The organism is Mycobacterium sp. NGS24 (assembly GCF_059813065.1).
In genome coordinates, this window is the sequence record NZ_JCALDW010000011.1 from 12,216 (window position 1) to 24,091 (window position 11,876).

The following is an 11,876-nucleotide window of genomic DNA, read 5'->3' on the forward strand; positions in this document are numbered from 1 at the left end:
GGCGTCATGACCGTTGCCGCCTCTACCTCCGGTCCCGCCTTCTCCGCCGACACCGGCGTTGCCGTTGGTGCCGCCGGTATTGGCCAGCCCGCCGGCACCGGCGTCGCCGCCTTCGCCGCCCCGACCACCCGCGGCAGCCACGCCGGCACCCGCGTCACCGCCGCGGCCGCCTTCCCCGCCCTTGCCACCGTTGCCACCGAGACCGCTGGCCGCGCTACCCTGCGCGCCGGTGTTCAGGCCACCGATGCCGCCATTCCCGCCGCCACCGCCGTCGCCACCGACTCCGCCCGGAATGGTCGGGAAGCCGTTACTGCCGCGACCGCCGTCGCCACCGTCACCGCCAGTGCCCGCGCCGCCACCGAGAGCGGCCGCACCGACGCCGGTACCGGCATTGCCGCCCTGGCCACCTTCCCCGCCGCTCCCACCGTTTCCGCCGGGAACACCGATCGGGGCCTCCGGCGCGTCACCCCCGTCGCCTCCGTCACCGCCGCGCCCGCCCTCGCCGCCGTTACCGTTGGCGCCGCCGATACCGGCCCGGCCGCCGTCGCCGCCGCGCCCCCCGGTACCGCCGTTCTGGCCGCCGTCACCGTTGCCGTCGGCTGCGTTCGCTCCGTTGCCGCCGTCGCCGCCGCGGCCGCCGTCACCGGCGGTTCCGTCGTAACCCTGCGCTCCGCCGACATTGGCGTCCCCGCCCGCTCCCGCATTCCCGCCGGTCCCGCCCGTGCCACCGGACCCGGCGGCACCCAGGGGCCCCGATCCGCCCTTGCCACCGGTACCGCCCAGGCCACCGTCGCCGCCGTTGCCACTGTTGACACTGCTGACACCGTCGGTGTTGAGGCCGCCTCGACCGCCCTGGCCGCCGTCGCCGCCGTTGCCGCCGAAGCCACCTTCGGAGTAGGCGTCTCCGGCTCCGCCCCGGGCGCCGCCACCACCGTTGCCGCCCTCGCCGCCTAGTCCGCCGCTGCCGCTGGCGCCGTTGCCGGTGCCGGCGTTCCCGCCGTCGCCACCATTGCCGCCGTTGCCGCCATACCCTCCGACGCCGCCCGAAGTGACGACTCCATCCGCGCCGATTCTGCCGTCGCCGCCGTCGCCGCCATGGCCACCGGCGCCGCCGTCGCCGTTGGTGCCGCCGACGCCGGCGTTGCCGCCGTTGCCGCCCAGGCCGCCGTTCCCGCCGTAAAAGCCGCTCTAGCCCAGGTTGGGACCGTCGTTGCCTTCTCCGCCCTTCCCCCCGCTGCCTCCGTTGCCTCCCGTGCCGGCGTTACCCTCAGTACCGCCGAGGTTGGCGACGCCGCCCGCGCCTGCGTCGCCGCCATACCCGCCATCACCACCCGAACCCCCGTTAGTGGTGCTGCCGGCCCCACCCGTGCCGCCGTCACCGCCGCGGCCACCGTTACCGCCGGTTCCGCTTGCGACACTGGTCGGGCTGCCGGACGCGGGGTTGTTCAAGCCGCCGACTCCACCTCGGCCGCCCTGACCGCCGTTGCCGCCCAACCCGCCGGATTGAGTCGGGGCACCGTTGCCACCCCGGCCACCCTCGCCACCGTCGCCGCCGGTTCCGGCTGCGCCGCCACTGGCGACCGCGCCGAGTCCCGAGCCGGCATTTCCGCCGTAGCCCCCTTCTCCGCCGTTGCCACCCTGACCGCCGGTACCGCTGAATCCGTTGGCAGCCGCTTTGCCGGCACCACCGTGGCCGCCGTCGCCGCCGCTGCCGCCGGCACCATTGGTACCGCCTGCGCCGGCATAACCGCCATTACCCCCCAGGCCGCCGCCACCGCCCCCGTAGCCCGCCTGGCCCGCAGCAGAGCCCGCAGCACCGACTCCACCATCGCCACCGTCGCCACCCTTGCCCCCGATCCCGGCGCTGCCTTCGGCACCGCCGACATTGGCGAAGCCGCCCTGCCCGGCGTCACCGCCGTTACCGCCGGTTCCACCCAACCCCGCGGTGTCGAGGGTGCCGGTGCCGCCGGTACCGCCCTCGCCGCCTTGACCGCCGTTCCCACCGGTTCCGCTGCCGGTGCTGCTGAGGGCACCGGTGTCGAGGCCGCCCCGGCCGCCCTGACCGCCCTGGCCGCCGTCGCCGCCTTGGCCGCCACCCTGGTTGAGGCTGCCGTTACCACCGCGGCCGCCACCGCCACCGTTGCCGCCGGTGCCGGCCGCGCCGCCGACCGCCCCTGCACCCACTCCGTCGCCACCGTCGCCACCGTCGCCGCCGGCACCGCCGTCGCCGCCTTCGCCGCCCTGTCCGCCGAAGCCGGCGGCTGCGGCCTTCCCGGCACCGCCATTACCGCCGGTGCCGCCGGTGCCGCCAACTCCATTGGTGCCACCGGCACCCGCAGCACCGCCGTCGCCACCCCGGCCGCCCTCTCCGCCCTGGTAGCCGGCCTGACCGGCACCGCTGCCGCCGACTCCGACGCCACCGTTACCGCCGCCGCCGCCTTTGCCGCCGGTCCCTGCTTTGCCCTCGATGCCGCCGACGTTGGCCGCACCGCCCGCGCCGGCGTCGCCACCCTCGCCACCGACGCCGCCCGAGCCCGCGGTGCCGATGGTGCCGGTCCCGCCGGTCCCACCGTCTCCGCCCTGTCCGCCGGTGCCGCCGGTTCCGCTGACGGCGCTGCTGGCAGAGCCGGTATCCAGGCCACCGGTGCCACCCTGTCCGCCGCGGCCGCCCGCGCCACCCTGGCCGCCACCCTGGTTGAGGCTGCCGTTACCACCGCGGCCACCTTCGCCGGCGTCGCCGCCGGCACCTGCCGCGCCCCCGCGTGCGGCCGCGCCGGTGCCGTCACCCGCGTTCCCGCCATCGCCTCCGTCACCGCCGTCGCCCCCTTGGCCGCCGGTGCCGCCGAACCCGTTGGGGGCAGCCTTCCCAGCACCGCCTCCTCCGCCGCGACCGCCTTCTCCGCCGGCGCCGTTGACACCGCCCGCGCCCGCCGCGCCGCCGTCCCCGCCCTGTCCACCTTCGCCGCCGGTGAAGCCGCCCTGACTGGCGCCGAGGCCTGCGGCGCCGGCACCGCCGTCACCACCCCGACCGCCCTTGCCGCCGGTGCCGTCGTTGCCGACGGTGCCACCCGTGCCGCCGGATCCGGCGTTACCGCCTGCACCTGCATCACCACCGTCACCACCGGTGCCACCATCGCCACCGATCGTGGTCAAGCTGGCCGCGCCCTTGCCCCCCGTGCCGCCGGTACCACCGGTACCGCCCTTGCCGCCGGAACCATTGACGCCGCCCGGGCCGGAATCGCCGCCCACACCGCCGGCGCCACCCGCACCACCGGCAAAGCCCGCGACACCGTTGGCGCCGGTGCCCGCAACCGCGGACGCGCCGGTGCTGCCGTCGCCGCCGTTGCCGCCCTCGCCACCCAGACCACCGACACCGGCGGCACCTGCTGCACCCGAGGCACTGAACAACTGGCCGGCACCACCGGCCCCGCCCTGGCCGGCGTTTCCGCCGGTCCCGCCGGTCCCGCCGGTGCCGCCGATCCCGCCGAGACCGGCCACACTGCCGGCGCCCCCGTCACCGCCGTGCCCTCCGATACCACCGGAACCGCCGAGACCGCCGTGGCCACCCGCGCCGAGGAACAGCGCACCCTGGCCACCGGCGCCCCCGCTGCCGCCGGCGCCGCCGGTGCCACCGCTGTTCCCGACCGCCGCACCCGTGCTGCCCGCACCGCCGGCCCCACCGCTGCCGCCGTTGCCGCCGGCCCCACCGCCGGCGAACAGGCCACCGGCGCCGCCGGCACCGCCGGTGCCACCGGCGCCACCGCTGCCGCTGCCGGTCGCATCGGTGCCGGCACCACCGTCGCCGCCGGCTCCACCGGCACCCCACAGCAACTCGGCGCGGCCACCCGCCCCGCCGGTGCCGCCGCCGAACCCGCCGGTGCCGCCGGTGCCACCGCCACCCCAGATCCAGCCGCCGCTGCCGCCCGCTCCGCCGGTGCCACCCCCGCTGCCCCCGAGGCCACCCGCGCCGCCCACACCGAACAGCAGCCCGGCCGCGCCGCCGGCGCCACCGGTCGCGCCGCCCGCTCCGCCGGCACCCCCGACCCCGCCGTTGCCCCAGAGTCCCGCCGCGCCCCCGGCGCCGCCGGCCTGCCCGGCGGCCCCGGCGGCCCCGTTGCCACCGTTGCCGTAGAGGATCCCACCGGCGCCGCCGGACCCACCCGGCGTTGTGGCGTTGGCGCCGTTGCCGATCAACGACCGTCCCAGCAGGGTTTGGGTCGGTGAGTTGATGACTGCCCACACGGCTTGCTCGGCGTTGAACGTCTCGGCCGTCGCATAGCTCCCGGAGCCGGCGCTGAGCGCAGCGACGAATTGTGCGTGAAAGGCACCCAACTGGTCGCTGATCGCCAGGTAGTCCCGGCCGTAAGCGCCGAACAGCGCTGCGATGCGGGTGGACACCTCGTCGGTGGCCGCGGCCAGGATCTGCGTGGTGGACGACGCGGCCGCCAGGTTGGCGGCTTCGAGCGTGGACCCGACCTTGGTCAGTTCGCCGGCAGCCGCAGCCACCATGTCCGGCGCAATGGAGACGAATGGCATGCGGCGGTTCCCCTTGACTCGACGCGCCGCCAGCAACGCCTGGATACGGCGCACACATTTACGCGGGGGATGGTATTACGCGCCTGCCCAAAAAGGATGAAGTTCGGAACATTTGAAGTTCCAGTGGATTTGGAGCAGATGCTCAACGAAGCCGAATTGTCGAAAGTTATTTCGCACCGCATCACTACTCTGTTTCAGTAAACCCAGCCAGCGGCCGGCCGGCCAGGCCATTGCGGTGCGACTGCCGGGTGCGGGTCAAGCCGCCGAGCTCAGGTGCCCGCGCCATGGCACCGGAGCTCAGTGACGGATCGGGAAGACCGGATCGCCGCAGTCGACGCCCTCGGCCGAGAGCTGTCGTTTGAGCACCTTGAAGGTGACCGTGCCCGGCAACCCGGCGCTGATCCGCACGTACGACGGCCACTGCTTGGGTCCGAGGTCGGGTTGGTCGGCCAGGAAGGCGCGGAACGCGGCCGTGTCGAACTGTGCACCGTCGACCAGCACCAGCGCGGCCATCACCCGGTCGCCGACCACCGGATCGGGCACCGGGTACACCGCGGCTTCGCGTACCTGCGGGTGTCGCAGCAGGACCCGTTCGATCGGCGCGGTGCCCAGGTTTTCGCCGTCCACCCGCATCCAGTCGCCGAGTCGGCCGGCGAAGTAGGCGTAGCCGGCCTCGTCACGGTAGGCGAGGTCGCCGCTGTGGTAGATGCCGCCGGCCATCCGTTCGGCCTCGGCGGCCGCGTCGTTGTAGTAGCCCTCGAAGCGTCCCGGCCCGGCGGTGTTGACCACCTCGCCGACCACGCCCGGCGGGCACGGCTCGCCGGTCTCGGGATCGACGATCTCGATACCGGCCGGCAGCGGGCCCAGCGATCCGGCGGGGGTGTCGGGTGTCCGGGCGATCGCCACGCCACCCTCGGTGGAACCGAACCCGTCCTGCACCCGGCAACCGAACCGGGCGGCGAAGCGGTCGATGTCGGAGGGGACACCCTCGTTGCCGTACACCGCCCGCAACGGATTGTCGGCGTCGTCGGGTTGCTCGGGCGTGGCGAGCACGTAGGACAGGGGCTTGCCCACATAGTTGGCGTAGGTCGCGCCGTAGCGGCGGACGTCCGGCAGGAACTGCGACGCGGAGAACTTGCGCCGCAACGCCAGCGAGCCCCGGCAGGCCGCGGCCACCGCCCAGCCGACCAGCACCGCGTTGGAGTGGAACAACGGCATCGACACGTAGCAGACGTCGTCGCGGCCCAGGCCGAAGCGCTGCGCCATCGTCGAACCGGCAACCGCCACCTTGCCGTGGCTGCACTTCACCGCCTTTGGCTCGCCGCTGGTTCCCGAGGTGAAGATCAGCATGAAAAGGTCTGTGGGACAAGCAGATTGGAAATCAGACTGGGCGTCCCGGTGTGCGGCCAGCTCGGCGGCCCACGAATCGGAGTCGACGTCGACGTAATCGATGTCGTCGAGGGTGTGCGCCGATCCGGAGTCGGCCAGCACCAGCTGACAGTCGGCGTGGTCGATGTCGCGGGCCAGTGCGGCACCGCGGCGTACCGGGTTCAGTCCCACCGGGACGATGCCCGACATCCCCGCGGCCACCAGCATCGCGGAGAAGAACGGGGTGTTCTGCAGCAGCACACCGACGTGCGGCGGCCGGGCCGGATCCAGCCGGGCCCGCACCGCGGCCGCGATCGCCGCGCCGTGCCGCAGGTGATCGCGCCAACTGGTGAAGGAATCCTCGAAGTAGACGCCGCGGTCGCCGATCTCGGTCAGCGGCACCAGCAGGTCGGTGACGGTGGGATCGCTCACGGCACTAGGCCGGCGTCTCCGCCAGCTCACGGCCGATCAGACGCAGCTGCCCGGTCGCCCCACCCAGCGCGAACTCGGCCTCCTTGGCGGCCAGGAAGTAACGATGGACGGGGTGGTCGGTGTCCACCCCGACACCGCCGTGCACGTGCACGATGGTGTGCGCCACCCGGTGTCCGGCGTCGGCGGCCCAGAACGCGGCGGACGCCACGTCGATCTCGGCCGGAATGTCCTCGGCCACCTTCCACGCGGCCTGGGTCAACGTCAGTCGCAGTCCCTTGACGTCGATGTAACCGTCGGCCAGGCGCTGACCGACAGCCTGGAAGCTGCCGATCGGGCGGTCGAACTGCTCTCGGGTCCGGGCGTATTCGGCCGTCAGCTGCAGGCCGCGCTCCAGCACCCCGAGCTGGTAGGCGCTGCGGCCCAGGGCCGCGATGGTGCGCAACCAGGCCACCACGACACCGTCGCCCACTTTGCGGTCCGCCGGCACCTCGGTGCCGTCCAGGGACAGCTGCCCGACGCTGCCCAGGCCCGTGGTCTGCAACGGTGTCACCGTCACCCCCGGATCATCCGCGGCAACCAGGAATACCGCTGTGCCGGAATCGGTTTCGGCGGGCACCAGGAAGGCGTCGGCGACCGGCGCGAAACCGACCTGGGTGCGGGTGCCGGTCAATCGGTACCCCTCGCCGGACCCGGCGGCGCGCACCGGTCCCTCGCCCATCTCACCGGCCAGCGCCACCGTCAGGATCTTCTCGCCGCGCACCGCGGCAGCGCCCCAACTGCGCTGCAGCTCCTCGGAACCGAAGCGGGCCAGCGCACCGGACGCCAGCACGATCGAGTCCAGGTATGGCACGGCGGCCAGCTGGTGTCCGAGCGCGACCAGGATCGCGACCTGCTCGAGCACCCCGAACCCGTCGCCACCCACCTGGGTGGCGGCCGCGCTGGTCAGAATGTCGCTGTCGATCAGCTTGCGCCACAGCTCGCGGTCGAAGCGTTGCTCGAGGCCGTCGAGTTCCCGCTGACGTGCCGGCGTGCACACCGCGTCCACAATGCTGTCGACCAGGCCTCCGAGGTCCTGGGCCGCTTCGGTCGTCGAGAAATCCATGAAAAGGTCCGTCCTGTCAGAGGATTCAGCGGTTGGCCCGGGGCAGGCCGAGAGCGACCATGCCGATGATGTCGCGCTGGACTTCGTTGGTGCCGCCGCCGAAGGTCAGGATCAGGCAGGCCCGGTGCATGCGCTCGACTCGGCCCCGCAGCAGCGCTCCGGGGGAGTCCTGACGCAGGGTGGCCCCGGTGCCCAGCACCTCCATCAGCAGCCGGTAGGCCTCGGTCGCCAGCTCGGTCCCGTACACCTTGGCCGCCGACGCGTCCGCCGGATTCAGCGACTCGGCATCGGCCGAGGCCAGCTCCCAGTTGATCAGCTTGAGCACCTCGGCCTTGGCGTGCACCCGGGCCAGGTTGATCTGCACCCACTCCGAATCGATCAGCCGCGCGCCGCCGTCGTCCTTGGTGTTCTGCGCCCATTCACGAACCTCGCGCAGGGCCACGATGATCGGTTGTGCCGACACCAGTGCGACGCGCTCGTGATTGAGCTGATTGGTCACCAGCTTCCAGCCGGCGTTCTCCTCGCCGACCAGGTTGGTCACCGGCACCCGCACGTCGGTGTAGTAGGTGGCGCTGGTGTCGGGGCCGGCCATGGTGTGCACCGGCGTCCAGGAGAAACCCTCGGCTGTGGTCGGCACCACCACCATCGAGATGCCGCGGTGCTTCTTGGCTTCGGGATTGGTGCGCACCGCAAGCCAGACCCAGTCCGCGTAGGCGATCAGGCTGGTCCACATCTTTTGACCGTTGATCACGTAGTCGTCGCCGTCGCGCACCGCGGTGGTGCGCAGGTTGGCCAGGTCGGTGCCGGCGCCGGGCTCGGAGTAGCCGATCGAGAAGTGCAGCTCACCGGCGGCGATCTTGGGCAGGAAGAATTTCTTCTGCTCGTCGGTGCCGAACGCCATGATCGTCGGCGCCACGCTGTTGATCGTCAGGAACGGCACCGGGGCACCCGCGATGGCGGCTTCGTCGGTGAAGATCAACGAGTCCATCGGCGCGCGGTCCTGACCGCCGTACTCCCTGGGCCAGTTCAGCGTGAGCCAGCCGTCCTTGCCCATCTGCGCCACGGTCTCGCGGTACACATTGCCGGTGCCGTATTCGCCCTGCACCGAACTCAGTGCCTCGCGGCGCTCCGGGGTCATCAGCCCAGCGAAGTACGAGCGCAGCTCGCGACGCAGCTCCTCCTGTTCAGGGGTGTAACTGATCTGCATTCCCGCTGCCTCCGATCGAGCGACCGTGCCCAAAGAAAGTCTCAGTGCAGCCGCCGTCTTCGACACCAGCGGATACCCATCCGTCATCCCGGTTGTAACACGTTCTAGTCTGGGAATCCAGCGACCTTTCTGCAGATGTGCCGGGGCCTTATGGTGGTGCAAGATGAAGACCGAGTTCGGATTTACGCGTATTCCCTAACTCCCAGCCCAGGTTCAAGGAGGATGCCGTGCGAGTGAAAGTTGACCGTGACCGGTGCGAAGGTAATGCCGTGTGCTTAGGGATAGCACCGGACATCTTCGACCTGGACGACGAGGACTACGCCGTGGTGAAGACCGATCCCATCCCCGACGGCCAGGAGGATCTGGCCGAGCAGTCGATCGCCGAATGTCCGCGCGCCGCCCTGGTACGAGAAGACTAGAGGTATTCATAAATTGAGTAGCAGCACGAATGCGACCGATCTCTCCGGAAAGGTCGCGGTGGTCACCGGTGCCGCCGCCGGCCTGGGCCGCGCCGAGGCGATAGGTTTGGCTCGGTTGGGCGCCACCGTCGTCGTCAACGACATCGCCGCCGCCCTGGATGCCTCCGACGTCCTCGACGAGATCGGCACCGCCGGATCCAAGGCGGTGGCCGTAGCCGGTGACGTCAGTGCGCGCTCGACCGCCGACGAACTCGTCACCACCGCAGACGGACTGGGCGGGCTCGACATCGTCGTCAACAACGCCGGCATCACCCGCGACCGGATGCTGTTCAACATGACCGACGAGGATTGGGACCAGGTCATCGCCGTGCACCTGCGCGGCCACTTCCTGCTCACCCGCAACGCGGCCACCTACTGGCGGGCCAAGGCCAAGGAAGCGGGCGGCTCGGTCTACGGCCGGATCGTCAACACCTCCTCCGAGGCGGGCCTGGTCGGACCGGTCGGGCAGGCCAACTACGGCGCCGCCAAGGCGGGCATCATCGCGCTGACGTTGAGCGCGGCGCGCGCGCTGGGCCGCTACGGGGTGTGCGCCAACGCGATCGCCCCCCGCGCTCGCACCGCGATGACGGCCGACGTGTTCGGCGCGGCGCCCGACGACGGCGAGGTCGACCCTCTCTCACCCGACCACGTGGTGACCCTGGTCGGGTTCCTGTCGTCGCCGGCGGCCGCCGAAGTCAACGGCCAGGTCTTCATCGTCTACGGCCCGCGGGTGACGCTGGTCGCCGCCCCGACCGTCGAGCACCAGTTCGACGCCGGGGCCGACGCCTGGGATCCCGCCGAACTCAGTGCCGCGATGCAGGGCTACTTCTCCGGTCGTGACCCGGAACTCAACTTCGCCGCCACCGCGCTGATGGACTGACCACCGGTCATCTCCCGGCAACCGCGTGACGGGCCGTAGCCAGACGTCGAAATCACGCGTTTTCGCTGATGGAGGTGGAGTACCAGCTGTGCATCTTCGCCGCAAAATATTTGGGGGTTAATCGACACTCGGAACTTGTTCTAGTTAGTATGAGCCCGCTCACACCAGGCAACGAGTCATCCAACGGTGTGTTCCGGTCAAGAAAATGTCGCCGCGAGCCGCAGATTGGGGGACCCGTTTTTGTTGCAGCGAATTGCCGTACCAGCCCGGGCCGTCGGTGGCTTTTTCGAGATGTCGATAGAGACCGCACGGGCCGCCTTCCGGCGGCCGTTTCAGTTTCGGGAGTTCCTGGATCAGACCTGGATGGTCGCGCGCGTCTCCCTGGTGCCGACGTTGCTGGTGTCCATCCCGTTCACCGTGCTGGTCGCCTTCACCCTGAACATTCTGTTGCGTGAGATCGGCGCCGCCGACTTGTCCGGTGCCGGAACGGCTTTCGGCACCATCACCCAGCTGGGACCGGTCGTCACGGTGCTGGTGGTGGCGGGTGCCGGCGCCACCGCGATCTGCGCGGACCTGGGCGCACGCACCATCCGCGAAGAGATCGACGCGATGCGGGTGCTCGGCATCGACCCGATCCAGCGCCTCGTGGTTCCCCGGGTGTTGGCCTCGACGCTGGTTGCGCTGCTGCTCAACGGCCTGGTGTGCATCATCGGGCTGTCCGGCGGCTATGCCTTCTCCGTCTTCCTGCAGGGGGTCAATCCGGGCGCGTTCATCAATGGACTGACCGTGCTGACCGGCCTGCGCGAATTGATCCTGGCCGAAGTCAAAGCGTTGCTGTTCGGCGTGATGGCCGGGTTGGTCGGGTGCTATCGCGGCCTGACCGTCAAAGGCGGCCCCAAGGGCGTCGGCAACGCCGTCAACGAAACCGTCGTCTACGCATTCATCTGCCTGTTCGTCATCAACGTGGTCATGACGGCCATCGGTGTCCGAATCTCAGCGAAATAGGGACGAGGTAACGGTGGGGGTCAGGCGAGCGATGGTGAGTATGCGATGAGCTACGACGTCACCTTTCGCCTGCGCAATTTCTTCTCGAGGTTCGCCGAACCGGTCGACAACTTCGGCGAGCAGGCGTTGTTCTACGGCGAAACCTTCCGCTACGTGCCCAACGCGCTCACCCGCTACCGCAAGGAGACCATCCGCCTGGTCGCCGAGATGACGCTGGGGGCGGGCGCACTGGTGATGATCGGCGGCACGGTCGGCGTCGCGGCCTTCCTCACCCTGGCCTCCGGCGGGGTGATCGCGGTGCAGGGTTATTCATCGCTGGGCAACATCGGCATCGAGGCGCTCACCGGGTTCCTCTCGGCCTTCCTCAACGTGCGCGTCGTCGCGCCGGTCATCGCCGGAATCGCGCTGGCGGCCACCATCGGTGCCGGGGCGACGGCTCAACTCGGTGCCATGCGGGTGTCCGAGGAGATCGACGCCGTCGAGTGCATGGCGGTGCACTCGGTGTCCTACCTGGTGTCCACCCGGCTGATCGCCGGTCTGGTCGCGATCGTCCCGCTGTACTCGTTGTCGGTGCTGGCCGCGTTCTTCGCGGCCCGGTTCACCACGGTGTTCGTCAACGGCCAGTCCGCCGGCCTGTACGACCACTACTTCAATACCTTCCTGATCCCGTCCGACCTGCTGTGGTCGTTCCTGCAGGCGATCGTGATGTCGATCGCGGTGATGCTGGTGCACACCTATTACGGGTACAACGCCAGCGGCGGATCGGTCGGCGTCGGCATCGCCGTCGGGCAGGCGGTGCGTACCTCGCTGATCGTCGTCGTGGTGATCACCCTGTTCATCTCACTCGCCGTGTACGGTGCGTCCGGCAACTTCAATCTGTCGGGGTAA

10 protein-coding genes are annotated in these 11,876 nt (G+C 70.9%); 6 read left to right on the forward strand and 4 right to left on the reverse strand.

The window, feature by feature from the left end:
- The first annotated feature begins 6 nt into the window (after window positions 1–6).
- Both AC5Y6Y_RS15535 and AC5Y6Y_RS15540 read left to right on the forward strand, forming a co-directional pair.
- A complete protein-coding gene (locus tag AC5Y6Y_RS15535) occupies window positions 7–954 on the forward strand; it encodes a hypothetical protein (RefSeq protein ID WP_499930115.1) in 948 nt (315 codons plus the stop codon).
- Window positions 955–1,048: 94 nt separating this feature from the next.
- Window positions 1,049–1,180, forward strand: coding sequence for a hypothetical protein (locus AC5Y6Y_RS15540; RefSeq protein ID WP_499930116.1), 132 nt, complete (start codon window positions 1,049–1,051; stop codon window positions 1,178–1,180).
- A gap of 8 nt (window positions 1,181–1,188) precedes the next feature.
- Here the strand turns inward: AC5Y6Y_RS15540 and AC5Y6Y_RS15545 are convergent, their stop codons facing one another.
- The 4 genes from AC5Y6Y_RS15545 to AC5Y6Y_RS15560 form a co-directional block, all read right to left on the reverse strand.
- The gene (locus tag AC5Y6Y_RS15545) at window positions 1,189–4,536 is read right to left on the reverse strand and encodes a PE family protein (RefSeq protein WP_499930117.1); all 3,348 of its coding nucleotides are present in this window, start codon (window positions 4,534–4,536) and stop codon (window positions 1,189–1,191) included.
- 297 nt (window positions 4,537–4,833) lie between these two features.
- Window positions 4,834–6,336: a long-chain-fatty-acid--CoA ligase FadD17 gene (gene fadD17, locus AC5Y6Y_RS15550; protein WP_499919076.1), complete on the reverse strand. Its 1,503-nt coding sequence runs from the start codon at window positions 6,334–6,336 to the stop codon at window positions 4,834–4,836.
- Window positions 6,337–6,340: 4 nt separating this feature from the next.
- Entirely contained in the window at window positions 6,341–7,438 is a 1,098-nt protein-coding gene (locus AC5Y6Y_RS15555; RefSeq protein WP_473140162.1) for an acyl-CoA dehydrogenase family protein, read from the reverse strand.
- A gap of 25 nt (window positions 7,439–7,463) precedes the next feature.
- Window positions 7,464–8,645 carry an acyl-CoA dehydrogenase gene (locus AC5Y6Y_RS15560; protein WP_463828379.1) on the reverse strand — a complete coding sequence of 394 codons (1,182 nt, stop codon included), beginning with the start codon at window positions 8,643–8,645 and terminating at the stop codon, window positions 7,464–7,466.
- A gap of 227 nt (window positions 8,646–8,872) precedes the next feature.
- On the opposite strand from AC5Y6Y_RS15560, the gene AC5Y6Y_RS15565 reads away from it, so the two are divergent.
- From AC5Y6Y_RS15565 to AC5Y6Y_RS15580, 4 genes are all read left to right on the forward strand, one after another.
- The gene (locus AC5Y6Y_RS15565; RefSeq protein ID WP_463828380.1) at window positions 8,873–9,064 is read left to right on the forward strand and encodes a ferredoxin; all 192 of its coding nucleotides are present in this window, start codon (window positions 8,873–8,875) and stop codon (window positions 9,062–9,064) included.
- A 13-nt stretch (window positions 9,065–9,077) separates the two neighbouring features.
- Complete coding sequence (locus AC5Y6Y_RS15570; protein ID WP_463828381.1) at window positions 9,078–9,983, forward strand: 3-oxoacyl-ACP reductase; 906 nt, start codon at window positions 9,078–9,080, stop codon at window positions 9,981–9,983.
- 240 nt (window positions 9,984–10,223) lie between these two features.
- On the forward strand, window positions 10,224–10,988 hold the full coding sequence (locus AC5Y6Y_RS15575) for an MlaE family ABC transporter permease (RefSeq protein WP_463828382.1): 765 nt from the start codon (window positions 10,224–10,226) through the stop codon (window positions 10,986–10,988).
- 45 nt (window positions 10,989–11,033) lie between these two features.
- Window positions 11,034–11,876: an MlaE family ABC transporter permease gene (locus AC5Y6Y_RS15580; protein WP_463828383.1), complete on the forward strand. Its 843-nt coding sequence runs from the start codon at window positions 11,034–11,036 to the stop codon at window positions 11,874–11,876.

What these genes read in the sequence shown, in the direction of transcription:
- AC5Y6Y_RS15535 (WP_499930115.1), top strand. Translation starts at nt 7, where the DNA reads ATGACCGTTGCCGCCTCTACCTCCGGTCCCGCCTTCTCCGCCGACACC.
- AC5Y6Y_RS15545 (WP_499930117.1), bottom strand. Translation starts at nt 4,536, where the DNA reads ATGCCATTCGTCTCCATTGCGCCGGACATGGTGGCTGCGGCTGCCGGC.
- AC5Y6Y_RS15555 (WP_473140162.1), bottom strand. Translation starts at nt 7,438, where the DNA reads ATGGATTTCTCGACGACCGAAGCGGCCCAGGACCTCGGAGGCCTGGTC.
- AC5Y6Y_RS15560 (WP_463828379.1), bottom strand. Translation starts at nt 8,645, where the DNA reads ATGCAGATCAGTTACACCCCTGAACAGGAGGAGCTGCGTCGCGAGCTG.
- AC5Y6Y_RS15580 (WP_463828383.1), top strand. Translation starts at nt 11,034, where the DNA reads ATGAGCTACGACGTCACCTTTCGCCTGCGCAATTTCTTCTCGAGGTTC.